The sequence below is a fragment of the Buttiauxella izardii genome (assembly GCF_003601925.1).
Taxonomy (GTDB): domain Bacteria; phylum Pseudomonadota; class Gammaproteobacteria; order Enterobacterales; family Enterobacteriaceae; genus Buttiauxella; species Buttiauxella izardii.
This window is the reverse complement of record NZ_QZWH01000018.1, coordinates 64224-90903: the sequence shown is the minus strand read 5'-3', so window position 1 is coordinate 90903 and position 26680 is coordinate 64224. Positions and strand designations below refer to the sequence as shown.

The following is a 26680-nucleotide window of genomic DNA, read 5'->3' as shown; positions in this document are numbered from 1 at the left end:
CAGCGGTAAACAAGGAGATATTCGTGAGGCGACTGCCCGGCATTCTGCTACTCACTGGCGCAACGCTTATCGTTATCGTCGCACTGCTGGTGAGTGGTTTGCGGCTGGTTTTGCCGCATCTCGATGCCTGGCGGCCAGCGCTGCTCGAAAAAATCGAAGCCATGACGGGCACGCCCGTCGATGCCAGCCAGATAAAAGCAAGCTGGGAAAATTACGGCCCGACGTTGGATGTCCGTGATATCAAAGCCGGTCTGAAAGACGGTGGCGAACTCAGCGTAAAACGCGTCACGCTCGCGCTCGATCTCTGGCAAAGCCTCTTACACGCTCGCTGGCAATTCCGCGATCTCACTTTTTATCAGTTGCAGTTGCACACCAACACGCCGCTGAGCCAGAACAAAAGCGACAGTAAATTCGAACCCGGCAAAATTAACGATCTCTTTTTACGCCAGTTCGATCACTTTGATCTGCGCGACAGCTCGCTGAGTTTCCTGACCCTTTCCGGCCAACGCGCCGAACTCGCTATTCCACAACTTACCTGGCTTAACACCAACAATCGCCACCGCGCAGAAGGGCTTGTCAGCTTGTCGAGCTTTACTGGCCAACACGGGCTGGCAAAAGTGCGTATGGACTTGCGTGACGAAAATGGTTTGCTGAATATTGGCAAAGTCTGGCTGCAGGCGGACAACGTTGACGTGAAACCGTGGCTAGGCCGCTGGATGAAAGATAATGTCGATTTGCAAACTGCTGAATTCACGCTTGAAGCCTGGATGGATGTCAAAGAGGGCGACATTTCCGGTGGCAACGTCTGGCTGAAACAAGGCGGCGCGAGCTGGGCGGGGAAAAGCACTTCGCATCAGTTGTCTGTTGATAATTTAATGGCCCACGTTAATCGTTCTGACGCGGGCTGGAACCTTGCTGTTCCCTCCACCAATATCACGCTTGATGGCAAAACCTGGCCAAAAGGTTCACTCGCCCTGGCGTGGATTGCTCCGCAGGATGTCGGCGGGAAAGAAAGTACCCGCAGTGACGAATTGCGCGTGCGCGCCACGAACATGGAACTGGAAAGTTTCACCGGCTTGCTGCCCATTGCCGAGAAAATTTCTCCTGACCTGGGCGAGATTTGGACCACTCTGAAACCGCGCGGGCATATTGACGTACTGGCGGTGGATATTCCTCTTCAGCAAACCGAAAACACCCGTATGCAAGGGCGCTGGAAAGATGTGACCTGGAATCAGTGGAAGATGTTACCAGGCGTTGAGCATTTCTCTGGTTCGGTGACAGGAAGCGTTGGGCACGGGCAACTGAATGTGCAAGTTCTTGATGCCAAAATGCCATACGAAGGCGTGTTCCGTGCTCCGCTGGAAGTCGAACGAGGCGTCGCAACCCTTGCATGGCAAAAGAATGCTCAGGGTTTCCAACTTGATGGCAAAAACCTGGATGTTAAAGCTCGCTCAGTTTGGGCGACGGGCGATTTCCGCTATTTCCAGCCGACTGACGGCGATCCATGGTTGGGCATTTTAGCCGGAATCAGTACCCATAACGGCGCTGATGCCTGGCGTTATTTCCCTGAAAACCTGATGGGCAAAGAGCTGGTGGATTATCTCAGCGGTGCGATTCAGGGCGGTGAAGCTGATAACGCAACTCTGGTTTATGGTGGTAATCCGCATCTTTTCCCATACCTGCACAACGAAGGCCAGTTTGAAGTCTACGTCCCGCTGCGAAATGCGAAATTTGCCTTCCAGCCAGACTGGCCAGCGTTAGAAAACCTGAACATTACTCTCGATTTCATCAATGACGGTCTGTGGATGAAATCTGATGCAGTGAAACTCGGCGGTGTGACGGCGAAAAATCTCACGGCAATTATTCCGGATTACTCAAAAGAAAAGCTGCTGATTGATTCTGATATAAGCGGCCCCGGCAGCGCGGTTGGCCCGTATTTCAAAGACACGCCGCTTAAAGATTCCTTGTCTGCGGCCCTTGATGAGCTCCAGATTGGCGGCGATGTGAATGCTCGCTTACATCTGGATATCCCGCTCGACGGCACGATGACGACAGCGAAAGGGGATGTTCAACTCAACAACAATACTTTGTTGATCAAACCGCTCTCCAGCACGCTGAGCAACCTGACGGGTAAGTTCAGCTTTGTAAATGGGGATTTGACCAGCGAACCGCTGAAAGCGACGTGGTTTAAGCAGCCTGTAACTATTGATTTCAATACCAAAACTGGCGAAAAGGATTACCAGATTGGTGTCAATTTACTGGGCGACTGGCAGCCGACAAAAATGGGTATTTTGCCTGAGCCAATCAATAAAGAGTTGAGCGGGAATATTCCGTGGAAAGGCGATGTGGCGATAAAACTGCCTTATCGTGGCCAGGCGACTTATCAGGTCAATGTGGATGCGGATCTGAAAAATGTAAGTAGTCACTTACCTGCACCTGTCGATAAAGCGGCTGGTCAGCCTCAGCCATTGAAAGTTGCAGTGAAAGGCGACCTGAACAGTTTCAATCTGACGGGCAGCGCGGGGGCGAAAAATCATTTCTCCAGCCGCTGGTTGCTGAATAAAAAGCTTACGCTCGATCGCGCTATCTGGGCTTCAAATAGCCAAACCACGCCACCGCTGCCTGATAACTCAGGGCTGGAACTCGATCTTCCGGCGATGAACGGTGCGCAGTGGCTGGCGCTGTTCAGTCAGGGCGCGGCTGATAGCGTGGGGAGTTCAACCTCATTCCCTTCAAATATCACATTGCGAACGCCTTCTCTGACGCTGGCCGGGCAGCAATGGAACAACCTGAGTCTGGTTTCCCACGCAATCCCCGGCGGCACGCGCGTTGAAGCGCAAGGGCGCGAAGTTAACGGCTCGCTGACGATGCAAGATAATGCCCCGTGGCGGGCGGCCATCAAGTATCTCTATTTAAACCCGGATTTGAGTAGCAACTCGACTCAATCAGCGAGTCGTCCTCTGCTTAATGAGCGCGGTTCTGTTGATTTCCGCTCCTGGCCTGATGTGCAACTACGTTGCGCTGAATGCTGGTTGATGGGGCAAAAATTTGGCCGAATGGAAGCTGATATTGCCTTCAAAGGCAACACGCTGGAATTAGAAAATGGCTTAGTGGACACCGGGTTTGCCAGGCTTACCGGTTCGGGGCAATGGGTTAACAGCCCAGCGGAAGAACGCACGTCCATAAAGGGTAAGCTTCACGGCAACAAGCTTGATGCAGCGACCAACTTCTTCGGGGTTAAAACGCCAATTCAAGGCTCGTCGTTTGACGTGGATTATGATTTGCACTGGCGCGATAAACCGTGGCAGCCGGATGTGGCTTCATTAAATGGCATCCTGCATACCAAGTTAGGCAAAGGCCAGATTTCTGACCTGGGCACCGGTCACGCCGGGCAATTACTGCGCCTGGTGAGTGTCGATGCGTTGATGCGTAAACTGCGATTCGACTTTAGCGATACCTTCGGCGAAGGCTTCTATTTTGACTCCATTCGCAGCACCGCGTGGATTAAAGACGGTCAGCTGCATAGCGACGATACGCTGGTGGATGGCCTGGAAGCCGATATCGGCTTGAAAGGTTCTGTCGATTTGGTTAAACGCCGCGTCGATGTTGAAGCGGTTATCGCCCCTGAAATTTCCGCGACTGTCGGTGTTGCCACCGCCTTTGTGGTTAACCCCATTATTGGTGCCGCTGTGTTTGCGGCCAGCAAAGTGTTAGGGCCGCTGTGGAGCAAAATCTCTGTATTGCGCTACCACATCACCGGGCCAGTCGATCAACCACAAATCAACGAAGTGCTTCGTCAGCCGAGAGTTAACGACGCTAAGTGATTTGACGGGAGTCTTGAATTACCTCAAGCTCAATAGATATCTCCAATCGATAGACAATTAAGAGTAGCGAAACGATGAGTCTGAACCTGGTAAGTGAGCAGTTGCTGTCTGCGAATGGCTTAACCCATCAAGATCTGTTTTCCATTTTGGGGCAATTATCCGAGCGCCGACTCGACTATGGGGATCTCTATTTCCAGTCCAGTTATCACGAATCCTGGGTGCTCGAAGACCGCATCATTAAAGATGGCTCTTATAACATCGATCAAGGTGTTGGCGTGCGTGCGGTCAGCGGTGAGAAAACCGGTTTTGCTTATGCCGACCAGGTCAGTTTGCTGGCGCTGGAACAAAGTGCTCATGCGGCGCGCAGCATTGTGCAGGAAAAAGGCAATGGCCGCGTTCAGACGTTAGGCGCGGTGCAGCATAGCGCGCTTTATACCAGTGCCGATCCGCTGCAAAGTATGACGCGTGAAGAGAAACTCGACATTCTGAAGCGCGTCGATAGCGTTGCCCGTGCGGCAGATAAGCGTGTTCAGGAAGTTAGCGCCAGCCTGACCGGTGTTTATGAATTGATTCTGGTGGCGGCGACTGACGGCACCCTGGCGGCAGATGTTCGCCCATTAGTTCGTCTTTCTGTCAGCGTTCAGGTTGAAGACAACGGCAAACGCGAGCGTGGCTCAAGCGGCGGCGGCGGTCGTTTTGGTTATGAATATTTCCTCGAAACCGTTGGCGGCGAAGTTCGCGCGGACGCCTGGGCAAAAGAAGCCGTGCGTATGGCGCTGGTAACGCTTTCTGCCGTTGCCGCTCCAGCCGGTACGTTCCCGGTGGTGCTGGGCGCGGGCTGGCCTGGCGTTCTGCTTCATGAAGCTGTCGGCCACGGTTTAGAAGGCGATTTTAACCGTCGCGGGACGTCGGTATTCAGTGGTCAGATGGGCCAGTTAGTCGCTTCTGAACTCTGTACGATTGTCGATGACGGCACCATGGCAAACCGCCGTGGCTCCATTTCCATCGATGATGAAGGCGTTCCGGGCCAATACAACGTGTTGATTGAAAACGGCGTGCTGAAAGGCTACATGCAGGACAAACTCAATGCTCGCCTGATGGGCGTTGCGCCAACGGGCAATGGCCGTCGCGAATCTTATGCGCACTTGCCAATGCCACGTATGACCAACACCTACATGCTGGCCGGTAAGTCTACGCCGCAAGAGATTATTGAATCTGTGGAATACGGTATTTACGCCCCGAACTTCGGCGGCGGGCAGGTTGATATCACATCCGGTAAGTTTGTGTTCTCAACATCCGAAGCGTATCTCATCGAAAATGGCAAAGTCACGACGCCAGTGAAAGGCGCAACGCTTATCGGTTCTGGCATCGAAACCATGCAGCAGGTTTCGATGGTGGGCAACGATCTGGCGCTGGATAACGGCGTAGGTGTTTGCGGCAAAGAAGGGCAGAGTTTGCCAGTCGGTGTCGGCCAGCCAACGCTTAAGGTCGACAATCTGACGGTTGGCGGCACAGCTTAATAGCTCATTTCTACATGCAAACAGCCGGGTTAATCCCGGCTGTTTTATTTTTTATCCCTCACTTTCTACCTCGCTTCTTTTCCACGTCCTTTGCTCTCGCGTACACCCTGATAAAGATGCGAAACCTTCACGAAATACTCGGTCAGGTAGTTAATACAAACCTGCACTTTCAACGGCAATTTGTCTTTTTCGGTATACAGCGCGTACACCGGGCGTGGATCGGATTGATAGCTCGGCATTAAGATCTCAAGCGTTCCATCGTTGATCTCATCGATCACCCACATCAGTGGCACATACGCGATCCCGGCGCCTACTTTTAACCAACGGCTTAATGTCATGGGATCGTTGGTGACGAAACGACCTTGCGGGATCATGCGCGTGGTAAGGCCTTCCGGGGCGATCAATTCAAATTCATTGTGCGGGCGAATGCTGTATTCAAGCCAGGAATGGCTGGCAAGATCGGCAGGTTTTTCTGGTGTCCCGTTTTGTTGCAGGTAACTTTTCGCAGCGCAAATCACCATCGGCATGGAACCGAGGCGCGTTGAGAACAGGCTGGAATCCTGCAAAGCGCCGACACGAATCACCACGTCCAGACCATCGGCAATCAAGTCCGGGGCCGGGATGCCTGTCACCAGGTTTACCGTCAACTCCGGGTATTCTTTGAGCATGTCAGCCGTCATGGACGCGAGGACATTTTGTGCCATAGTTGAAGAACTGCCGATTCGTAGTGTGCCAATGGGCGTGTTGTTAAAAGCATAAAGTTGCTCATGCACCTCTTTTGCTTCGTGCAGCATTTTGCGGCAGCCCAGATAGTAAATTTTACCGGCTTCAGTCAACCCAATGCTGCGTGTGCTGCGGTTTAGCAGCTTGACCTGTAACTCGTCTTCTAATTTGGAAACGGTTTGGCTGATCGACGACACGCTCATTTCTAGCTGTCTGGCAGCGGCGGTAAAGGAGCCAAGTTCGACAACTTTGGCAAAAACTGACATGCGTTTAAGTCTTTCCATTGTTCACTCTGGCTTAAAAGTGATTTAGATCACATATTATAGATAACCGGCTAACTATTGCGGTAATATATTATTAACAACACAACCCGTATCACTCGTTAGTTCAACGTTTCTGGCTGAACCAGGGTTTGTGTCTCCTGTATTTTCTGCAAGGTTAACATGAGTCTATTTCCCGTTATCGTGATATTCGGTCTTTCTTTTCCGCCGATATTCTTCGAGCTAATTTTATCGCTGGCGCTGTTCTGGTTGGTTCGCCGTCTGCTGACTCCGACGGGAATTTATGATTTTGTCTGGCACCCGGCATTATTTAACACAGCGCTTTATTGCTGCCTGTTTTATCTGATCTCGCGCCTGTTTGTTTGAGGTTGATGTGAAAGCACTTACAACAAAAATGATCCGCACTGCCATCACGCTAATTCTGGTGCTGCTGGCTTTCATCGCTATCTACCGTGCCTGGGTGTTTTATACCGAATCCCCGTGGACGCGTGACGCTCGCTTTACCGCTGATGTGGTTGCGATTGCGCCAGACGTGTCCGGTTTGATCACCGACGTGAAGGTGCATGACAACCAACTGGTGAAGAAAGATCAGATTCTATTCACCATCGACCAGCCTCGTTATCAAAAAGCGTTAGAACAAGCTCAGGCCGATGTCTCTTATTACCAGGCTTTAGCTGGGGAAAAACGTCGTGAAGCGGGTCGCCGTAATTCGTTAGGCACGCAGGCGATGTCGCGTGAAGAGATTGATCAGTCCAACAATGTGCTCCAGACCGTTTTGCATCAGTTAGCAAAAGCGGAAGCGACGCGTGATTTAGCTCAACTGGATCTGCAACGTACCGTTATTCGAGCCCCCGCAGAAGGTTGGGTGACTAACCTGAATGTCTATACCGGTGAATTTATTACCCGTGGCTCAACCGCCGTTGCGTTGGTCAAACGCGGTACGTTTTACATCCTGGCCTATATGGAAGAAACCAAGCTCGACGGTATTCGTCCAGGCTACCGGGTGCAAATCACGCCGCTTGGCAGCAATCGTGTCTTGCGTGGAACCGTCGACAGCCTTTCTGCAGGTGTGACGAACGCCAGCAGTACCCGAGACAGCAAAGGGATGGCGACCGTCGATTCCAATCTGGAATGGGTGCGTCTGGCGCAGCGTGTGCCGGTGCGAATTCATCTTGATGAACAACAAGCTAATCTTTATCCCGCCGGGACAACGGCAACCGTCGTGGTGACAGGGGAAAAAGACAGAGATACTGACCACGAATCGGTATTTATTAAACTCATGCATCGCCTGCGTGAGTTCGGTTAAGCGTAGGTCGATATGTATTATATTTCGCGGTTACATTTACGCTTCGCCTTCAAACTGGCTTTTGCCATTGTGTTGGCGCTGTGGGTCGGTTTCCATTTTGAGCTTGAAACCCCGCGCTGGGCGGTGCTGACTTCAGTGTTGGTCGCCGCTGGCCCTGCTTTTGCGGCAGGTGGCGAGCCGTATTCTGGCGCGATTCGTTATCGCGGCATGCTGCGAATTGTCGGGACATTTATTGGCTGTTTTGCCGCGTTATTCATTATCACCACGTTTATCCGTGCACCGGCCGTTATGCTGTTGGTGTGCTGTATCTGGGCGGGTTTTTGCACCTGGATTTCCTCGCTGGTTAAAGTCGAAAACTCTTACGCCTGGGGCCTTGCAGGTTATACGGCGCTGATTATTATCGTCACCATTCAGGCCAATCCGCTGGTTGCTCCTCAATTTGCCGTCGAGCGTTGTAGTGAAATTGTCATCGGTATTGTCTGCGCTATCATTGCTGACTTACTTTTCTCACCACGTTCCATCAAGAAAGAAATCGACAGGCAACTCGATAGCCTGTTGGTGGATCACTATCGCTTGATGCAGTTGTGTATTGCGCATGGTGATAAAGACGAGGTGGATAAAGCCTGGGCAAGCCTGGTGCAGCGCACCACGGTGCTGGAAGGCATGCGTAACAATCTGAAGATTGAATCAGCGCGTTGGAGCCGGGCGAACCGCCGTCTCAAAGGACTTAACACTGTTTCTCTGGCATTAATTACCCAGGCGTGCGAAACCTTCCTTATCCAAAACACGCGCCCTGAATTTGTCACGCCAGAATTTCGCGAGTTATTCGACGCTCCGGTAGAAACCGCTGCGGATGTGCATCAACAGCTAAAACTTATCCGAAAAGTGATGTCGTTTTCCGGTGAAAAATACACCCCGGTGACTATTCGTAGTTGGGTCAATGAAGCGACGCGCTATTTAGTTTTGAAACGTGGCGTGATCAGCAATACCCGTATTAGCGCGATTGAAGAAGAGATTTTAAACCAGGAAGTGGTGGTAAAAGTGCAATCTGCCGAAGGCCATCACGCGATGATTAACTTCTGGCGCACCACGATATCCTGCGCATTGGGAAGTTTATTTTGGTTATGGACGGGCTGGACTTCCGGCAGTGGCGCAATGGTGATGATTGCTGTTGTCACATCGCTTGCCATGCGTTTGCCAAACCCGCGTATGGTCGCGATTGATTTTCTCTATGGCATGATTGCCGCTTTGCCGATCGGCGCTTTCTATTTCCTGGTGATTCTGCCGAACACCCAACAAAGCATGGTGTTGCTCTCCATTAGCCTCGCGCTGCTGGCGTTCTTTATTGGTATTGAAGTGCAGAAACGGCGGTTGGGTTCAATGAGTGTCCTGGCGGGAACCATCAACGTCATCGTGCTAGACAACCCAATGACGTTCCACTTCAGCTCTTTCCTCGACAGCGCCCTCGGGCAGCTCGTGGGCTGCTTCCTGGCCATGATGGTGATATTGCTAATTCGCGATAATTCCAAAGAACGTACCGGGCGTACCTTACTGAACCAGTTTGTTTCCGCCGCAGTTTCCGCGCTGACAACCAATAAAGCGCGTCGCAAAGAAAACCATTTACCGGCCCTTTATCAGCAACTTTTCTTACTGCTGAACATGTTCCCTGGCGACATTCCGCGTTACCGCCTGGCGCTGACCTTAATTATTGCTCATCAGCGTCTGCGTGATGCACCCATACCGGTGAATGACGATCTCTCGGCATACCATCGCCAGCTGCGCAAAACCGCAGATAAAGTGACATCAGCGTCCAGTGACGATAAAAAGCGGCGTTACTTCAATCAATTACTGGAAGAGTTAGATGTTTACCAGGAGAAGTTGCGAATCTGGGAGGCGCCGCTGCAAGTCACCGAACCGGTGAAACGGCTAGCGGAGGTATTGCATAAATACCAGCAAGCTTTCATTACTGCCTGACCCGAGCCGACGCAATGCGTCGGCTTTTTTGTATCTATACTTATACCCTTCATACTTCAATTTGCAGATGCGTTGGCTGCGTTTGCTCACCCGAATCACTTACCAGAGTAAGCTCATCGGGATTCACTCGCTTGCCGCCTGTCTGCAACTCGAATTATTTTGGGTATATCAGATGCCCAATTCATAACAGGAGAAAAACTATGACAAATCAGGCACTCCAGGACAGTGAATTATTTAACACCGGTTATCTGGTTGATGGAGAATGGCGCAAACTCAGCGCAACTTTCGATGTGCTCAATCCAGCCACTGGCGAAGTAGTCGCTAAAGTGGCGAAGGCGGGTAAAAAGGAAACCGAAGAAGCGATTGCCGCCGCTGCCAAAGCATTCCCGGCGTGGCGTGCAAAAACCGCCAAAGAACGCTCAACCATTCTCTATCGCTGGTTCCAGTTAATTATTGAGAACAAAGCCTGGCTCGGGCGCTTAATGACCACCGAACAAGGCAAACCGTTGAAAGAGGCGGAAGGCGAAGTCGAATATGCCGCGAGTTTTATTCAGTGGTTTGCTGAGCAAGCTAAGCGGGCAAACGGTGAAATCATTCCTCCGGTAAAACCGGGTTCGCGCATTCTCGCCACCCGTGAGCCGATGGGCGTTGTCGCCGCTATCACGCCGTGGAATTTCCCGATGGCGATGCTGACTCGCAAACTCGGCCCGGCGCTTGCCGCGGGTTGTACTGGCGTGATTAAACCGGCGAATAACACGCCGCTCTCCGCATTTGCTTTGTTAGCGCTGGCGAAAAAAGCGGGAGTCCCTGATGGCGTACTCAATGCCGTGGCCGGGAATACGCAAGAAATTAGCGATGCGATTATGGCCAGCCACGATGTGCGCAAAATTTCATTCACTGGTTCCACTGCAGTCGGCAAAACGCTGGTGCGTAATGCGGCTGAAACCATGAAAAAGGTATCAATGGAACTGGGTGGGAACGCGCCGTATATCGTTTTTGACGATGCTGATATCGACGAAGCGGTAAAAGGGGCGATAGCGAATAAATTCCGTAATGCCGGGCAAGTGTGCGTCAGCGTGAACCGTTTCTTCATTCAGGAAAAGGTCTACGACCAGTTCGTGAATAAACTGGCGGACGCCGTCAAAGCCCTGAAAGTGGGTAATGGCCTGGAAGAGGGCGTGGTTGTCGGGCCATTAATTGAAAAATCAGCGGTCGATAAAGTGCGTGAACATGTGGAAGATGCGCAGGCGAAAGGCGGAAAAGTGCTGGTGGGCGGCAACAGCCATGAATTGGGTGGCAACTTCTGGCAGCCAACGGTGATTGTTGATGCTAACGACGACATGAAACTGGCGCAGGAAGAAACCTTTGGCCCGCTGGCGGCCTGCTTTAGCTTCAAGACGGAAGAGGAAGTCATTGAGCGGGCGAATAACACGCCATTTGGTTTGGCTGCTTACTTCTATACTCAGAATCTGGCGCGCGTGTTCCGTGTCTCTCAAGCGCTTGAAAGCGGGATGATTGGGATCAACGAGTGTGCCGTTTCGACTGAGTTGGGGCCGTTTGGCGGCGTGAAAGAGTCAGGCCTGGGACGTGAAGGTTCGGTGTTGGGTCTGGATGAGTTTCTGGAAGTGAAAACCCTGCATATTGGCGGGCTGTAGTCACCACATCGCGTACGGGTTAAGGTGACAATCGATGAAAAAATACACCTTTGATTTTAGTCAGATAGAAGATCAACCGGGATTCTATCGCCACTTTATCCAGGTTTTTCAACTCGATAAAAAGCAGGTTCACGATCTCGATAGTTTATGGGACGTGGTTGTCGGAGACATTTTACCGCTCCCTGTAGAGATTGAATTTGTTCATCTGCCAGAAATGCAAAGGCGGCGTTACGGCGCGTTGATTTTGCTTTTTGATGAGGCAGAAGAAGAGCTTGAAGGGCAACTGCGTTTTAACGTGCGTGGATAACCAAATTTGCAGGTATAAAAAAGCCCCCGCGAGCGGGGGCAAAGTCGCCATATTTGACGACGAGGGTTTATTTATACAGTTCAGCGGTGGCGTGCCAGGTATCGCCCGAACGTGCTTCGGTAATGCGATAGGCTGATGCCCCTTCCTGGGTCGCTTTCTGTGATAATTCATGACGCATATCCATTGGTGCACTACCCACCTGGCTGACTGAAATGCTACCCATGGATTGCAAGTTTTGAGCTTGTTCAGTTGTTACCTGATGCGCGGCTGCGTTGGCACCGAAAGAGATAACAGATAAAAGGCTAAGACCTGCGATGGTTAATTTGGTTTTCATGATGTCTACTCCTGAATGATTTTCTTAACGACCGGAAGGGCTTAACTGCATTTATTGTTCTTGGGGTCGTCACTTTAACTAAATGTTGTATCAATTTTGCTTATGGCTAACGGCTGTTATTTATACAGCTCAGCAGTCGCATGCCATGCATCGCCAGAACGTGCTTCGGTGATGCGATAAGAAGAAGCACCTTGTTCTTCAGCTTTTTTACTCAGCATCTGGTGCATATCCATTGGCGCACTGCCTACCTGGCTGACAGAAACTGAACCCATTGGTTGCAGGTTCTGCGCTTGTTCTGCGTTAATAGAAGTGGCGGCAAAAGCACCAAATGACAGCATTGAAAGCAGGCTAGCGGCTACTACAGTTGATTTCATGTTCATAATTTTTACCTCGTCGTATTCTTTTATTGGGGTCTTCGTTTCGTGACCCTCATCACAAAATCAAGTATACACTAGTCACGCGAAAAATTAATACCCTGCTAACTATTCCCTATGAAACTTTACAATAATAGAGGCTTTGGTTATTACGTAAAGTTATTAAAAAGGGATGTATATTGCTATTTTTGTGTTAAATATAAGTAAAAACAATGAGATGTCAGACTTTGATTTTTTGTGCGGTTTATCACATAACAAGCTGATGTCAGGGGGTTTAGGCGGGGTGAAGTGTTTGTGTTCGGTTTTAAAGATGAATTGTGGAACCAGCAGGAGTTGTTAAGGATGTGTTGCTCCCGTTGTGCAAAGACAACGGGACCAGGGGATTAGCGCTTACAGTTCTTGTTCAAACAAGATCAGAATGGCTTCATACAATTCTTTCACGGTGAAGTTTTTTGCAGGCGTAGTAAAGATAGTGTCATCCCCAGCAATCGTCCCCAGAATGCCTTCGGCTTTACCTAAAGAATCCAACAGACGCGCGATGAGCTGTGCTGCACCTGGGCTTGTGTGAATCACAACAACGGCATCGTTATAATCAATATCCAGCACCAGGTTCTTCAGCGGGCTGGATGTTGTTGGCACGCCAAGCTCTGCCGGTAAGCAGTACACCATTTCCATTTTCGCGTTACGAGTACGCACCGCACCAAACTTGGTCAGCATGCGAGAAACTTTGGACTGATTAATATTTTCAAAGCCGTCGTTTTGCAAAGCGTGAACGATCTCACCTTGAGAACTGAATTTTTCTTCTTTCAGTAGTGCTTTAAATGCTTTGACTAATTCTTCTTGTTTTGAGGAAACACGCATAGGTCACCCATTTACAGGTCAGCAAAGATAACATTATTATGCATTTAAATGAATTTTTATGCAAATCAATGGTGGGCTGTTAGCCTGAAATAATGTTATGAAAGAGGCGGATTTTATCAAATTTTGTTATCCAGGAACATGCCTCCGTCACGACTCGAAAATATGTGGGTAAGTAAATCAAATGTTATCAAAATGATGTTGTTTTGCTGCGTGGGGAGGGGTAATGTAACCGCCGTTGATGTGACAACATCAGGTTGTGACCGGGCGCTCAGGCGTCGTTTCCACCCGGCGAGTAAATGCAGCAGTAACGCTTCAGGAATGCGTAACTTCGCAAACCTTAAGCGAGAATATTGTAATTACCCCTTCTCTGGATTATGGTCGCCACCGCATGGAGTTACGGCACATTTTTGCTAACCATAATAAGGAGTTTAGGATGAAAGTTGCAGTCCTCGGCGCAGCAGGCGGAATCGGCCAGGCGCTTGCCCTTCTACTCAAGACCCAACTGCCTTCAGGTTCAGAACTCTCTCTGTATGATATTGCACCGGTAACCCCAGGTGTTGCAGTCGATCTGAGTCATATCCCTACTGATGTGAAAATTAAAGGTTTCTGCGGTGAAGATGCTACGCCAGCGCTGGTGGGTGCTGATGTGGTGTTGATCTCTGCCGGTGTCGCTCGTAAGCCAGGTATGGATCGTTCTGACCTGTTTAACGTCAACGCGGGAATTGTGAAAAATCTGGTTCAACAGATTGCGAAAACATGCCCGAAAGCCTGTATCGGTATTATCACGAACCCTGTGAATACCACTGTTGCTATCGCAGCAGAAGTGCTGAAAAAAGCCGGCGTGTACGACAAGAACAAACTGTTTGGCGTGACCACGCTGGACATCATCCGCTCCAACACCTTTGTTGCGGAACTGAAAGGCAAACAGCCAACTGATATCGAAGTCCCGGTCATCGGCGGCCACTCTGGCGTGACTATTCTGCCATTGCTGTCCCAGATCCCAGGCGTGAGCTTTACCGAGCAAGAAGTTGCTGACCTGACTAAGCGTATCCAGAATGCGGGTACTGAAGTTGTAGAAGCGAAGGCGGGTGGCGGATCTGCAACTCTTTCAATGGGCCAGGCTGCTGCGCGCTTTGGTCTGTCTCTGGTACGTGCACTGCAAGGCGAAAGCAATGTGGTTGAATGTGCGTATGTTGAAGGAAACGGCGAGCACACTCGTTTCTTCTCTCAGCCGCTGCTGCTGGGTAAAAACGGTATTGCAGAGATCAAATCCTACGGCAAACTGAGTGCCTTCGAGCACCAGGCGCTGGAAGGTATGCTGGATACTTTGCAGAAAGACATTACCCTTGGCGAAGAGTTTGTTAATAAATAAACCCTGCGTTTAAGCGAAAAAAAACCGGAACTTAGATTCCGGTTTTTTATTGCCTGCCATTCACGAGTGATTAGTTGGTTGCAGGATATTCCTGAATCGTCACTTGCAACGTCAGCTTCTTATCATCACGCATGACTTCAACCGGAATGACTGAACCTGGGCGAATTTCTGCCACCTGGTCCATGGTGCCCAATGCGGAAATAGCCGGTTTATGGTTCACCGAAATAATCACGTCATTAACCAGAAGGCCTGCTTTTGCTGCCGGGCCGTCAGGGGAAACTTCGTTAACGATGATCCCTTGAATCTGATCGATGCCCGTCGCCGGGCCATGCAATGGGGTAATCTCACGCCCGCCAATACCAATGTAACCACGAATCACACGTCCATCACGGATAAGCTTATCCATGATTTTTGTCGAAAGCTGAGTCGGGATCGCAAAGCCAATGCCTTCAGGCGTTTCACCATCGTTGCTTTTATCAAACGACAAGGTGTTGATGCCCATCAGTTCGCCAAGCGAGTTAACCAGCGCGCCACCGGAGTTGCCGTGGTTAATGGAGGCATCCGTTTGCAGGAATGACTGGCGGCCAGAAGGGCTAAGGCCGATGCGCCCCGTGGCACTGATAATCCCCTGGGTTATGGTTTGCCCAAGGTTATACGGGTTACCAATCGCCATCACGACATCACCAATATGTGGCATGCGCTTATTGTTGATTGGGATGACGGGAAGGTTTGTGGCATTAATTTTCAGCACGGCTAAATCAGTCAGGCTATCGGAACCAACCAACAGCGCTTCAAAAACTCGGCCATCCTGCAGGGCAACGATAATTTGCTCGGCATCATTAATAACGTGTTTGTTGGTAATGATGTAGCCGCGTTCGTCCATGATGACGCCGGAACCGAGGGTTTTAATTTCTAGCTGATTTTGCGTGTTATTGCCGACACTGCGGTTGTAAACGTTGACCACAGCAGGCGCAGCGCGTCGCACCGCGGTGTTATAGCTCAGCGGAGTTTCATCGGCACTGTCAAATTTCGAGGGGGCCAGAGGAATGATTTTCTGGCGAAGCGAAGGTAAGGATACCAACAATATGCCAGCCACAATCAGGCCAATCACCACCGAGCGTAATATCTTCAGAAACATGGATTTGTATTAGTTAATAATAAGCCGGAAGCAGAATAGCATGAGTTAATCGGACATCGTACAGAGATGTCCGATTACTAAGCAGATTATCGGACTAACAGATAGATACTTTCTTCGCCGCGAGCCACATGCAGTGCAATAACGTCTGGTTTGGACTCCAGCACCTTACGCATCTCAGCAATGGTGGAGATTTTTTCGCGGTTTACACCAATGATGAAATCGTCTTTGTGCAGCCCGGCCTGCGCCGCTGGTGTGCCTTTCTCAACGCTGTCGAGTTTCACCCCTTTGGTGCCATCTTTCATCTGACCATCGCTTAACGTCGCGCCCTGCAAGGCTGGCATAATCAGCTCAGCATTTGCAGATGAAGCGGTGCTCTTATCAAGCGTCACGCTCACTTCCAGTGGTTTGCCATCGCGCAGCAAGCCAAGCTTCACGACGGTTCCAGGTTCGGTGGTGGCAATTTTTGCGCGCAGTTCTGCAAAGCTGCTGATGGTTTTACCATTCAGGCTGGTAATCACATCACCTGCTTTTACGCCCGCTTTGGCTGAACCCGATTGCGGTAAGACTTCGCTGACAAACGCGCCGCGTTGTGTGGTCAGATTGAATGCTTTGGCGATATCAGCACTCATCTCCGTACCTTTAATACCAAGCAAACCACGTTTAATTTCACCAAACTGCATCAGCTGTTTGGCCAGGGTTTGCGCCATATTACTTGGGATCGCAAAGCCGATACCGACGCTGCCGCCGCTTGGCGCAAGAATCGCGGTGTTAATACCGATAAGCTCGCCGTTCAGGTTCAGCAATGCGCCACCGGAGTTGCCACGGTTAATGGAGGCATCGGTCTGGATAAAGTTTTCCAACCCTTCCAGATTCAGGCCGCTACGACCCAAAGCCGATACAATCCCAGACGTTGCCGTTTGCCCCAGGCCGAACGGGTTACCGACGGCAACCGCAAAATCGCCAACGCGAAGTTTGTCGGAATCAGCCACGGTGATTTGCGTCAAACCGGTCGCATTCTGGAGCTGAATCAGCGCGATATCACTCTGGTCATCGCCACCAATGAGTTTGGCATCAAATTCACGGCCGTCATTAAGCTGCACGCTGATTTTCTCGGCATGATTAATGACGTGATTGTTGGTCAGCACATAACCTTTCTCAGCATTAATGATGACGCCAGAACCTAAACCTTCAAAAGGTTGAGCTTCAGAAGGCGGCATATCATCGCCAAAGAACTTCTTAAATTCTTCCGGGACTTTCTGTGTTGGGGCGGCGGCGGTGCCTTCAACCTGCACACTCACCACGGCGGGTAATACTTTTTCCAGCATCGGTGCAAGGCTTGGCAAAGCCGGTTGACCCGGAATTTGTGCTGGCAATGCCGCATTCACCTGAGATGTCACACCGAACGTTAGTCCGACGCTTAACGCTAAGGCACTCAACAACAGTGTTTGTTTCTTCATTGATGGTTTGCTCTCGTAACCTGGAAAAGGAAAACCCGTAACACTCCGATGTTATTGAAATATCAGCCGGGTAACAATGTTGTTATAGAGTGAAGTGATACAAGTAAATGATAGCTGTGCTGGAGAGAGATTGGGGTACGAAAGCCGTACCCCGGAAAAATATTCTGGATTTGTGATTAATCGCGTTTTGCGCGTTCAGTACGCAGCAAACCGGATGCGCCATCAGAGTAGTCACGCGGCATCTGCACCGGTGCCTGATCGTTGCTGGCTTCTGACTCAGCAAGGCGATTACGGAACGGGTTCGCTTCGGCCGACATCTCAGGCAACAGGCTGCTGGAGCTTTTTGCCATGTGCTGATAAAGCTGGCGATAATCATGTGCCATGTTGTCCAGCAACTCTGCGCTACGCGCAAAATGGCTGACTAACTCTTCACGATACTCTTCAAGTTCTGCTTTGTTTTTCTCAATCTCATACTGCATTGCTTGCTGCTGACGCAGCTTGCGGTTGCCAAAACGCATAGCAACTGCACCAACGATGATGCCAACAACTAACCCAATTAGCGCATATTCCCAGGTCATGAACTTCTCCCGTTGTCTTGTGTTTCCGTAGGGTAATGTAGCCACTATAACCGTTAACCTAAGAGAAGTGGAATCCTGACGCAGCATCGCTTAGGGTAGAACGGCCTTTTTTTCGACAACCGTCCTGTTTTGAGCAATTAGTAAACGGCAATCCGATTTTTAAGGGAATACCATAATACCATGCAAAATCACTCCCCTGCATCGCGCTACCAACAAGCCCTCAGCGAGGGCAGCTACCAACCCGATGATGTCCAACTTCAGGCCGTAACCCGGCTGAATGCTATCTGGCAAGCGTTGAACAGCCAAACGCCGACTGTCGCAACCAGCCATAGTTTCTTTGGCAAACTCTTTGGTAAACGCAATGTGACTGCCAGCCAGGAACCTGTTCGCGGGCTGTATATGTGGGGCGGAGTGGGGCGCGGGAAAACCTGGTTGATGGATATGTTTTTTCAGAGTCTACCTGGCGAGCGCAAGTTAAGGCTGCACTTCCACCGTTTTATGCTGCGCGTCCACGAAGAACTGGCCGAATTGCAAGGGCAAACCGATCCTCTCGAAGTGATTGCTGACCGTTTCAAAGCTGAAACTGATGTGCTTTGTTTTGATGAATTTTTTGTCTCGGACATTACCGATGCCATGTTGCTCGGCACGCTGATGCAAGCTTTGTTCGCACGGGGAATCACATTGGTGGCAACATCCAACATTCCACCTGATGAACTGTATCGTAACGGCTTACAACGCCCTCGTTTCCTGCCCGCGATCGATGCGATAAAGCGACATTGCGAAGTCATGAACGTCGATGCGGGCATTGATTACCGCTTGCGAACGCTGACTCAGGCCCACTTGTGGCTTTCCCCGTTGAATAACGAAACTGCGCAGCAAATGGAAAAACTGTATACCGCGCTAGCTGGCACGGCGCGGACAGGGGAACCGGTGCTGGAAATTAACCATCGCCCGTTAGCCACGCTTGGGCTGGCGAACCAGACGCTGGCAGTAGATTTCAATACGTTGTGCGTTGACGCCCGCAGCCAGCATGATTACATCGCGCTTTCGCGCCTGTTTCATACCGTGATGCTGTTTAATGTGCCAGTAATGAACACGCGTAACGAAAATGAAGCGCGGCGCTTTATTGCGCTGGTGGATGAGTTTTACGAGCGTCACGTCAAGCTGGTGGTTTCAGCGCAGGTGCCGCTTTTTGAGATTTATCAGGGGGAAAGATTGCGCTTTGAATTCCAGCGATGCTTGTCGCGCCTGCAAGAAATGCAAAGTGAAGAGTATTTACGCTTGCCGCATATGCCGTGAACTTCATTTTGTATGCAGCGCTGGCTATAAACTGTGACAAAAACTACAAAAAGGTTCGACCTTTGGGGGCGACTTCCCTATAATCTTGCGACCCCACGTTACAACCATAGTTTTTTTCCCAAAACTTGGTCGTGCTGGCATTGGCTATTCGAAGGGGTAGGTTTGCCGGACTTTGTCGTGTGAACCTTGAACTGATTTTAAACGTTTGGGTGAACACCTACGTGTAACTATATATTGGGTAAGCTTTTAATGAAAACTTTTACAGCTAAACCAGAAACCGTACAGCGCGACTGGTTCGTTGTTGACGCTGACGGTAAGACCTTAGGTCGCCTGGCTACTGAATTGGCTCGCCGTCTGCGCGGTAAGCACAAAGCGGAATACACTCCGCACGTTGATACTGGTGATTACATCATCGTTCTGAACGCAGAAAAAGTTGCTGTAACCGGCAACAAGCGTACTGACAAAGTGTATTACCATCACACCGGCCACATCGGTGGTATCAAACAAGCGACCTTTGAAGAGATGATTGCCCGCCGTCCTGAGCGTGTGATTGAAATCGCGGTTAAAGGCATGCTGCCAAAGGGCCCGCTGGGCCGTGCTATGTTCCGTAAACTGAAAGTTTACGCGGGCACCGAGCACAACCACGCGGCACAGCAACCGCAAGTTCTGGACATTTAATCGGGATTATGGCAATGGCTGAAAATCAATACTACGGCACTGGTCGCCGCAAAAGTTCCGCAGCTCGCGTGTTTATCAAACCGGGCAGCGGCAAAATCATCATCAACCAACGTTCTCTGGAACAGTACTTCGGTCGTGAAACTGCCCGCATGGTAGTTCGTCAGCCGCTGGAACTGGTTGATATGGTTGAGAAATTCGATCTGTACATCACTGTTAAAGGTGGTGGTACTTCTGGTCAGGCTGGTGCGATCCGTCACGGTATCACCCGCGCTCTGATGGAGTACGACGAGTCCCTGCGTGGCGAACTGCGTAAAGCTGGCTTCGTTACTCGTGATGCTCGTGAAGTTGAACGTAAGAAAGTCGGTCTGCGTAAAGCACGTCGTCGTCCTCAGTTCTCCAAACGTTAATTGTCCTCTGCTTTTGCAGAATACAATTTGCGAAAAAGCCCGGTCTTGTACCGGGTTTTTTTATGCCTGAAAATTATATTTAGCGTCGCTAACATAATGATAAAACTAGCCTTTCAGGCAAATTCCAGATCCATTCCCCACAAAACCCGTAAAATCTGGTAAACTATCAACCAATTTTCTGCCCAAAGGTCGGCATCCGGTTGTTTTCGCCTCTTTTTTGGCGACTGGTGGTTCTCCGGCGTATCTGGGTATCAAACGGTCAGGTTAGTTGCCGCTTACTGCGGCTATTAGCAGTAATTTTCTGAATAAACTTGGAGGTTTTCATGGCTGTCGCTGCCAACAAACGTTCGGTGATGACGCTGTTTTCCGGTCCTACTGACATCTATAGCCACCAGGTACGTATCGTGCTGGCTGAAAAAGGTGTTAGCGTTGAAATTGAGCATGTGGAAACGGATAACCTGCCTCAGGATCTGATTGACCTCAACCCAAATCACAGCGTACCGACCCTGGTTGACCGCGAACTTACCCTGTGGGAATCCCGCATCATCATGGAATATCTTGATGAGCGTTTCCCGCACCCACCACTGATGCCGGTTTACCCGGTTGCACGTGGTGAAAGTCGCCTGTACATGCATCGTATCCAGAAAGACTGGTACTCCCTGATGCACATCGTGATGAACGGTTCTGCTCAAGAAGCTGATGCTGCTCGCAAGCAATTACGTGAAGAATTGCTGGCTATCGCACCTGTATTTACTCAGAAACCTTTCTTCCTGAGTGATGAGTTCAGCCTGGTAGATTGCTACCTGGCGCCATTGCTGTGGCGTTTGCCGCAGATGGGTATTGAGCTGACAGGCGCAGGTTCTAAAGAGATGAAAGGCTATATGACTCGCGTATTCGAGCGTGATTCATTCCTCGCTTCTCTGACCGAACCTGAGCGTGAAATGCGTCTGCAAACTCGGGGCTAATTGATGGATACGTCACAATTGTCACCACGTCGTCCTTATCTGCTCCGTGCTTTTTACGAGTGGCTATTGGATAACCAGCTCACTCCGCATCTGGTGGTGGATGTGACATTGCCTGGCGTACATGTTCCGATGGAATATGCGCGCGATGGGCAAATTGTGCTGAACATTGCACCACGTGCAGTAGGAAACCTGGAGTTGGCCAATGGCGATGTGCGTTTTAATGCGCGCTTCGGTGGTGTGCCTCGCCAGGTATTTGTTCCTATGGCCGCGGTTCTGGCTATTTATGCTCGTGAAAATGGTGCTGGTACGATGTTCGAGCCGGAAGCCAGTTATGACGAAGAAGGTGAAAGTCATAATGATAACGAGCCGTTGTCGTCTGAACCAGAAATGGTCATGCAAGTGATTGATGGCTCACGCCCCGATCACGACGAAGATGACAACGATCCGGACGATGAACCCCCTCCACGTGGTGGTCGTCCTGCGCTGCGCGTAGTGAAATAATTCACACAAATAATCGCGTAGCTTGCCGGTAAAAAAGCAAATCGAAGCCAGTCTCAGGACTGGCTTTTTCTTGTCTTAATTAACCTGCTGGCTCATCTTTACGTCAGCCAGGATTTGCTGTGTTATGATTCGACGATATTATTTGCGATGCTTCTTCCATAAAACGGCATGATTCTGACGCTATGAGCACATTTGACGAGCAACCCCCAGAGACGACTGAAACCATCGGGCATACGATGCGCCGTCGTCCGCTTGCACGTAAAAAGCTTTCGGAGATGGTGGAAGAAGAACTTGAGCAGATGATTCGCAGACGTGAGTTTGCCGAAGGCGAGCAGTTACCCTCCGAACGTGAATTGATGGCATTTTTCAATGTTGGACGCCCTTCGGTACGCGAAGCCCTGGCGGCCCTGAAACGAAAAGGTTTGGTGCAAATCAGTAATGGCGAGCGCGCTCGCGTATCACGCCCTTCCGCCGATACGATTATTGGCGAGTTATCTGGCGTGGCGAAGGATTTTCTCTCCCGCCCTGGTGGTATTGCTCATTTTGAGCAACTGCGACTGTTTTTTGAATCCAGCCTGGTTCGCTACGCTGCTGAATTTGCTACCGATGAGCAAATCGCCCGTCTTGGTAAAGCGCTGGAAATGAACAGCCAGACGCTGGATGATAACGACCTGTTTATTCGATCCGATATCGAATTCCACCGTGAACTGGCTGAGATCCCTGATAACCCAATCTTTATGGCTGTGCACGTTGCCTTGCTTGATTGGTTAATTGCCGCCCGCCCAACGGTTGCGCAGGATGTTTTGCATGCGCACAATAATGTGAGTTATCAGCAGCATATTGAAATTTACAATGCTATTCAGGCTCGCGATCCTGATGCGGCTGATGCGGCATTAAAGGCCCATCTGAAAAGTGTATTCGCCTCCTATTACTCCGAACCACGCAAGCGTCCAACGAAAAAGTAACCTGCATTTTCTGAGATCCTTCTCGCGCCTTCCTGGGTAATGCCCGATCAACCATCATAAATTCATATGAGCCAGATCGCATTCTGACTTCTTAGTGATGTGGTGTTTGTTTTTTGATCTGGTATAACAGGTATAAAGGTATATCGTTATATTTAGAAACCAGACCACAAAGAGGCGTTTATGAAACAGAATCTTCGCGGAGTCATGCCCGCACTGTTAACTCCATTTAATCAGCAGCAGCAGATCGACACCGACAGTTTGCGCCGTCTGGTTCGTTTCAATATTGAACAGGGTATCGAGGGTCTTTATGTCGGTGGCTCAACGGGCGAAGCATTTTTGCAGAGTGTGCAGGAGCGTGAGCAGGTTCTGGAAATTGTCGCTGAAGAAGCTAAAGGGAAGGTGACGTTAATTGCACATGTGGGCAGCATCAGCACTCATGAGAGCCAGACGCTGGCAAGTGCCGCGCATCGTTATGGGTTCGACGCCGTCTCCGCCGTTACGCCATTTTACTATCCGTTCAGCTTCAATGAGCATTGTGATCATTACCGTGCGGTGATTGATTCGTCTGGCGGCTTGCCAATGGTGGTTTACAACATTCCTGCACTCAGTGGTGTGAAACTCTCGCTTGAGCAGATTGATACGTTGATCAACTTACCGGGCGTCGGCGCGCTAAAACAAACCTCCGGCGATCTTTACCAGATGGAGCAGATCCGTCGCGCGCATCCGGATCTTGTGCTTTATAACGGTTATGACGAGATCTTCGCTTCAGGTTTGTTAGCGGGAGCTGATGGTGGCATTGGCAGTACGTACAACGTGATGGGCTGGCGTTATATGGCAATCAAACAAGCCGTGCAAGAAGGCAATACGCAACGTGCCAGCCAGCTGCAAAGTGAATGCAATAAGGTCATCGATTTGCTGATTAAAGTTGGCGTGTTCCGCGGCCTGAAAACCATTTTACATTACATGGATGTGCTGGCTGTTCCACTTTGCCGCAAACCCTTTGCGCCAGTTGAAGAGCAATATTTGCCTGAGCTTAAAGCCTTAGCCGCACAGCTTCAGAAAGAACGCGCCGCGCTCTGAAAAGCCTATACAAACCATGGTGCCGTAAACCATGTCTAATCAGACCTAACCAAAGGGCGAGTTTTCACGAACTCGCACCGGGAGTGCTTTATGAATAACACTGCCCAACAGATCCCGTGGTATCGCCATCTGACTAAGCCGCAATGGAAAGCATTTTCAGCCGCCTGGATTGGCTACTTGCTGGATGGTTTTGATTTTGTCCTGATAGCGTTAGTACTGACTGAAATTCAAAGTGAATTTGGCCTGACAACGGTGCAGGCTGCGAGCTTAATTTCCGCCGCGTTTATCTCGCGCTGGTTTGGTGGGCTGGTGTTAGGTGCAATGGGCGATCGGTATGGCCGCAAACTCGCCATGATCACCAGTATCGTTCTGTTCTCAGTCGGTACACTGGCGTGTGGTTTCGCCCCCGGTTTTACCACCATGTTCCTGGCACGATTGCTAATTGGCATGGGAATGGCAGGTGAATACGGTTCCAGCGCCACTTATGTCATCGAAAGCTGGCCTAAGCAACTGCGCAATAAAGCGAGTGGTTTTCTGATCTCAGGTTTTTCTGTCGGGGCAGTGATTGCGGCTCAGGTGTACAGCGTCGTGGTCCCAGAATGGGGTTGGCGTGCGCTGTTTTTCATCGGCATTTTACCGATTATTTTCGCGCTCTGGCTGCGTAAAAATATCCCCGAAGCGGAAGACTGGGAACAGAAGTTCGCCGATAAAAAACCAACCAAAACAATGGTGGATATTCTTTATCGTGGTGAACACCGTTTTATCAATATCGGCCTGACGATCGTCGTCGCCACGGCGCTGTACTTCTGTTTTGCGGGCAATTTGGGTAATGCGGTACTCATCGCAGTATTAGGTTTAATTTGCGCTGCGGTCTTCATCAGTTTCATGGTTCAAAGCAGTGGCAAACGCTGGCCGACGGGCGTTACGCTGATGGTCGTCGTGTTCTTCGCTTTCCTTTATTCCTGGCCAATCCAGGCGCTGTTGCCAACTTACCTGAAAACTGAATTGGCTTACGACCCTAAAATGGTTGCCCATATGCTGTTCTTTAGCGGCTTTGGTGCGGCGGTCGGTTGCTGTGTGGGCGGTTTCCTCGGCGACTGGTTAGGTACGCGCAAAGCCTATGTTTGTAGCCTGCTGGTTTCTCAATTACTGATCATTCCGGTGTTTGCGATCGGCGGTGGAAATATCTGGGTGCTGGGTTTCCTGTTGTTCTTCCAGCAAATGTTGGGGCAGGGGATTTCCGGGATTCTGCCAAAACTGATTGGCGGATACTTCGATACTGAACAGCGTGCCGCAGGGCTTGGTTTTACCTATAACGTTGGTGCATTGGGTGGCGCTCTCGCTCCGGTCATTGGCGCGACTATCGCTCAACGTCTTGATTTAGGGACCGCGCTAGCATCGCTCTCTTTCAGCCTGACCTTTGTCGTTATTTTGCTGATTGGTCTGGATATGCCATCCCGCGTTCAGCGCTGGATTCATCCGGGAGCGATACGTACGCATGATGCCATTGACGGTAAACCATTTAGCGGTGCGGTTAAGATGGGGTCTGCTAAGAGCCAGGTGATGCAAAAAGCGGTGAAATAGAGTCGTCAGTTATAAACATAAAAAAGCCCGGGGAGTTTAAACTCACCGGGCTTTTTAGCATTTCAGTCCGTTAGACTTCGAGGAAGTTCAGGATCCCGTCAGCGGCTTTACGGCCTTCGGCGATAGCGGTAACTACCAGGTCAGAACCACGAACGGCGTCGCCACCGGCAAAGATTTTCGGGTTGCTGGTCTGGAATGGATTATCGCTGCCTTCCGGTGCCAGAATGCGGCCCTGGCTGTCCAGCTCAACGCTGTGTTTTTCCAGCCACTGCATGGCATGCGGGCGGAAACCAAATGCCATAATCACTGCATCGGCAGGCACCACGTGCTCGGAACCGGCAACGATTTCTGGGCGACGACGGCCATTTGCATCCGGCGCGCCTAGCTCGGTACGCGCAACTTTCACGCCTGATACACGACCGTTGCCATTCACTTCCACACCCAGCGGCTGCACGTTGAACTGGAATTCCACACCTTCTTCGCGCGCGTTTTTAACTTCGCGCTTAGAACCCGGCATGTTCTCTTCATCACGACGATAAGCACAGATAACGTGCGTTGCGCCCTGGCGAATTGAGCTACGCACGCAGTCCATCGCGGTATCACCACCGCCAAGCACCACGACTCGTTTGCCTTCCATATTCACATACGGCTCTTCTGGTGAATCACCGAAGCCCATAATTTTCTTGGTATTAGCGATAAGGAACGGCAGGGCATCGAACACTCCCGTCGCATCTTCATTCTCTAAACCACCGCGCATTGACTGGTAAGTCCCGACGCCGAGGAATACGGAATCATATTCTTTCAGCAGGTCATCGATGTGAACGTCACGGCCAACTTCGGTATTCAGTTTGAACTCGATTCCCATGCCGCTGAAGATTTCACGGCGTTTGGTCATCACTTCTTTTTCCAGCTTAAAGGCCGGGATACCGAAGGTCAGCAGGCCACCGATTTCAGGGTGACGGTCATAAACTACCGCTTTCACGCCGTTACGCGCCAGGACATCGGCACACGCCAGGCCCGCAGGGCCAGCGCCGATAATCGCAACACGTTTGCCAGTTTGCTTCACGCCGGTCAGGTTGGGTTTCCAGCCCATCTCAATCGCTTTATCGTTGATATAGCGCTCGATGTTACCGATGGTGACAGCACCAAACTCATCGTTCAGCGTACAAGAACCTTCGCACAGACGGTCTTGCGGGCAAACGCGACCACACACTTCTGGCAGGCTGTTTGTCTGGTGAGACAATTCAGCCGCTTCAATAATGCGCCCTTCGTTAGCCAGCTTCAGCCAGTTTGGAATGTAGTTATGAACCGGGCATTTCCATTCGCAGTATGGGTTGCCGCAGGACAGGCAGCGGTCTGCCTGTGCTTTGGCCTGGCCTTCTGAGAACGGCTCGTAAATTTCCACAAATTCAATTTTACGGATCTTGAGCGGTTTCTTTGGCGGATCTACGCGCTGTAAGTCGATAAATTGATATACGTTTTGACTCATCGTGACCT

Annotated in this window: 24 protein-coding genes; 16 read left to right on the top strand and 8 right to left on the bottom strand. The window is 50.5% G+C overall.

The window, feature by feature from the left end:
- Positions 1-23 precede the first annotated feature (23 nt).
- Together yhdP and tldD are read left to right on the top strand one after the other, a co-directional pair.
- On the top strand, positions 24-3824 hold the full coding sequence (gene yhdP / locus D6029_RS10000) for an AsmA2 domain-containing protein YhdP (RefSeq protein ID WP_120064621.1): 3801 nt from the start codon (positions 24-26) through the stop codon (positions 3822-3824).
- 74 nt (positions 3825-3898) lie between these two features.
- Entirely contained in the window at positions 3899-5344 is a 1446-nt protein-coding gene (gene tldD, locus D6029_RS09995) for a metalloprotease TldD (protein WP_120064620.1), read from the top strand.
- 65 nt (positions 5345-5409) lie between these two features.
- On the opposite strand, the gene aaeR is transcribed toward tldD, so the two are convergent.
- Entirely contained in the window at positions 5410-6351 is a 942-nt protein-coding gene (gene aaeR, locus D6029_RS09990; protein ID WP_120064619.1) for an HTH-type transcriptional activator AaeR, read from the bottom strand.
- Positions 6352-6510: 159 nt separating this feature from the next.
- Between aaeR and aaeX the strand changes: the two genes are divergently transcribed.
- From aaeX to D6029_RS09965, 5 genes are all read left to right on the top strand, one after another.
- A complete protein-coding gene (gene aaeX / locus D6029_RS09985; protein WP_034498893.1) occupies positions 6511-6714 on the top strand; it encodes a p-hydroxybenzoic acid efflux pump operon protein AaeX in 204 nt (67 codons plus the stop codon).
- Between the two features lie 28 nt (positions 6715-6742).
- Positions 6743-7654 (top strand): p-hydroxybenzoic acid efflux pump subunit AaeA, encoded by a 912-nt coding sequence (aaeA, locus tag D6029_RS09980; RefSeq protein WP_418230256.1) that lies wholly within the window; start codon positions 6743-6745, stop codon positions 7652-7654.
- Between the two features lie 12 nt (positions 7655-7666).
- Complete coding sequence (gene aaeB, locus D6029_RS09975) at positions 7667-9628, top strand: p-hydroxybenzoic acid efflux pump subunit AaeB (protein ID WP_120064618.1); 1962 nt, start codon at positions 7667-7669, stop codon at positions 9626-9628.
- 200 nt (positions 9629-9828) lie between these two features.
- Entirely contained in the window at positions 9829-11283 is a 1455-nt protein-coding gene (locus D6029_RS09970) for an NAD-dependent succinate-semialdehyde dehydrogenase (protein WP_120064617.1), read from the top strand.
- Between the two features lie 34 nt (positions 11284-11317).
- The gene (locus tag D6029_RS09965; RefSeq protein WP_120064616.1) at positions 11318-11590 is read left to right on the top strand and encodes a barstar family protein; all 273 of its coding nucleotides are present in this window, start codon (positions 11318-11320) and stop codon (positions 11588-11590) included.
- Between the two features lie 67 nt (positions 11591-11657).
- On the opposite strand, the gene yhcN (D6029_RS09960) is transcribed toward D6029_RS09965, so the two are convergent.
- The 3 genes from yhcN (D6029_RS09960) to argR all read right to left on the bottom strand — a co-directional run bounded on the left by yhcN (D6029_RS09960) (position 11658) and on the right by argR (position 13159).
- Positions 11658-11924, bottom strand: coding sequence for a peroxide/acid stress response protein YhcN (gene yhcN / locus D6029_RS09960; RefSeq protein ID WP_120064615.1), 267 nt, complete (start codon positions 11922-11924; stop codon positions 11658-11660).
- 116 nt (positions 11925-12040) lie between these two features.
- Complete coding sequence (yhcN, locus tag D6029_RS09955; protein WP_120064614.1) at positions 12041-12304, bottom strand: peroxide/acid stress response protein YhcN; 264 nt, start codon at positions 12302-12304, stop codon at positions 12041-12043.
- 384 nt (positions 12305-12688) lie between these two features.
- Positions 12689-13159, bottom strand: a complete 471-nt coding sequence (gene argR / locus D6029_RS09950; protein WP_120064613.1) for a transcriptional regulator ArgR — start codon at positions 13157-13159, stop codon at positions 12689-12691.
- 433 nt (positions 13160-13592) lie between these two features.
- Here argR and mdh point away from each other — a divergent pair, with 433 nt between their 5' ends.
- Positions 13593-14531 carry a malate dehydrogenase gene (mdh, locus tag D6029_RS09945; protein WP_120064612.1) on the top strand — a complete coding sequence of 313 codons (939 nt, stop codon included), beginning with the start codon at positions 13593-13595 and terminating at the stop codon, positions 14529-14531.
- A 70-nt stretch (positions 14532-14601) separates the two neighbouring features.
- Here mdh and degS read toward each other — a convergent pair whose 3' ends face one another.
- From degS to zapG, 3 genes are all read right to left on the bottom strand, one after another.
- Positions 14602-15669, bottom strand: coding sequence for an outer membrane-stress sensor serine endopeptidase DegS (gene degS, locus D6029_RS09940; RefSeq protein WP_120064611.1), 1068 nt, complete (start codon positions 15667-15669; stop codon positions 14602-14604).
- Positions 15670-15755: 86 nt separating this feature from the next.
- On the bottom strand, positions 15756-17126 hold the full coding sequence (gene degQ, locus D6029_RS09935) for a serine endoprotease DegQ (protein ID WP_120064610.1): 1371 nt from the start codon (positions 17124-17126) through the stop codon (positions 15756-15758).
- Positions 17127-17302: 176 nt separating this feature from the next.
- Positions 17303-17704, bottom strand: a complete 402-nt coding sequence (gene zapG / locus D6029_RS09930) for a Z-ring associated protein ZapG (protein ID WP_034459804.1) — start codon at positions 17702-17704, stop codon at positions 17303-17305.
- Between the two features lie 180 nt (positions 17705-17884).
- On the opposite strand from zapG, the gene zapE reads away from it, so the two are divergent.
- The 8 genes from zapE (at position 17885) to D6029_RS09885 (ending at position 25183) form a co-directional block, all read left to right on the top strand.
- On the top strand, positions 17885-19003 hold the full coding sequence (zapE, locus tag D6029_RS09925; RefSeq protein ID WP_120064609.1) for a cell division protein ZapE: 1119 nt from the start codon (positions 17885-17887) through the stop codon (positions 19001-19003).
- A 249-nt stretch (positions 19004-19252) separates the two neighbouring features.
- Positions 19253-19681 (top strand): 50S ribosomal protein L13, encoded by a 429-nt coding sequence (rplM, locus tag D6029_RS09915; RefSeq protein WP_034459800.1) that lies wholly within the window; start codon positions 19253-19255, stop codon positions 19679-19681.
- 14 nt (positions 19682-19695) lie between these two features.
- Positions 19696-20088, top strand: a complete 393-nt coding sequence (rpsI, locus tag D6029_RS09910) for a 30S ribosomal protein S9 (RefSeq protein ID WP_034459799.1) — start codon at positions 19696-19698, stop codon at positions 20086-20088.
- A gap of 323 nt (positions 20089-20411) precedes the next feature.
- Entirely contained in the window at positions 20412-21053 is a 642-nt protein-coding gene (gene sspA / locus D6029_RS09905) for a stringent starvation protein SspA (protein ID WP_034498882.1), read from the top strand.
- 3 nt (positions 21054-21056) lie between these two features.
- Positions 21057-21554 (top strand): ClpXP protease specificity-enhancing factor, encoded by a 498-nt coding sequence (sspB, locus tag D6029_RS09900; protein WP_120064608.1) that lies wholly within the window; start codon positions 21057-21059, stop codon positions 21552-21554.
- Between the two features lie 182 nt (positions 21555-21736).
- Positions 21737-22519 carry a transcriptional regulator NanR gene (locus D6029_RS09895; protein ID WP_120064607.1) on the top strand — a complete coding sequence of 261 codons (783 nt, stop codon included), beginning with the start codon at positions 21737-21739 and terminating at the stop codon, positions 22517-22519.
- Positions 22520-22699: 180 nt separating this feature from the next.
- Positions 22700-23599 (top strand): N-acetylneuraminate lyase, encoded by a 900-nt coding sequence (nanA, locus tag D6029_RS09890; RefSeq protein WP_120064606.1) that lies wholly within the window; start codon positions 22700-22702, stop codon positions 23597-23599.
- Between the two features lie 90 nt (positions 23600-23689).
- A complete protein-coding gene (locus D6029_RS09885; protein WP_120064605.1) occupies positions 23690-25183 on the top strand; it encodes an MFS transporter in 1494 nt (497 codons plus the stop codon).
- A 70-nt stretch (positions 25184-25253) separates the two neighbouring features.
- On the opposite strand, the gene D6029_RS09880 is transcribed toward D6029_RS09885, so the two are convergent.
- Positions 25254-26672 carry a glutamate synthase small subunit gene (locus tag D6029_RS09880; RefSeq protein WP_120064604.1) on the bottom strand — a complete coding sequence of 473 codons (1419 nt, stop codon included), beginning with the start codon at positions 26670-26672 and terminating at the stop codon, positions 25254-25256.
- Positions 26673-26680 lie beyond the last annotated feature (8 nt).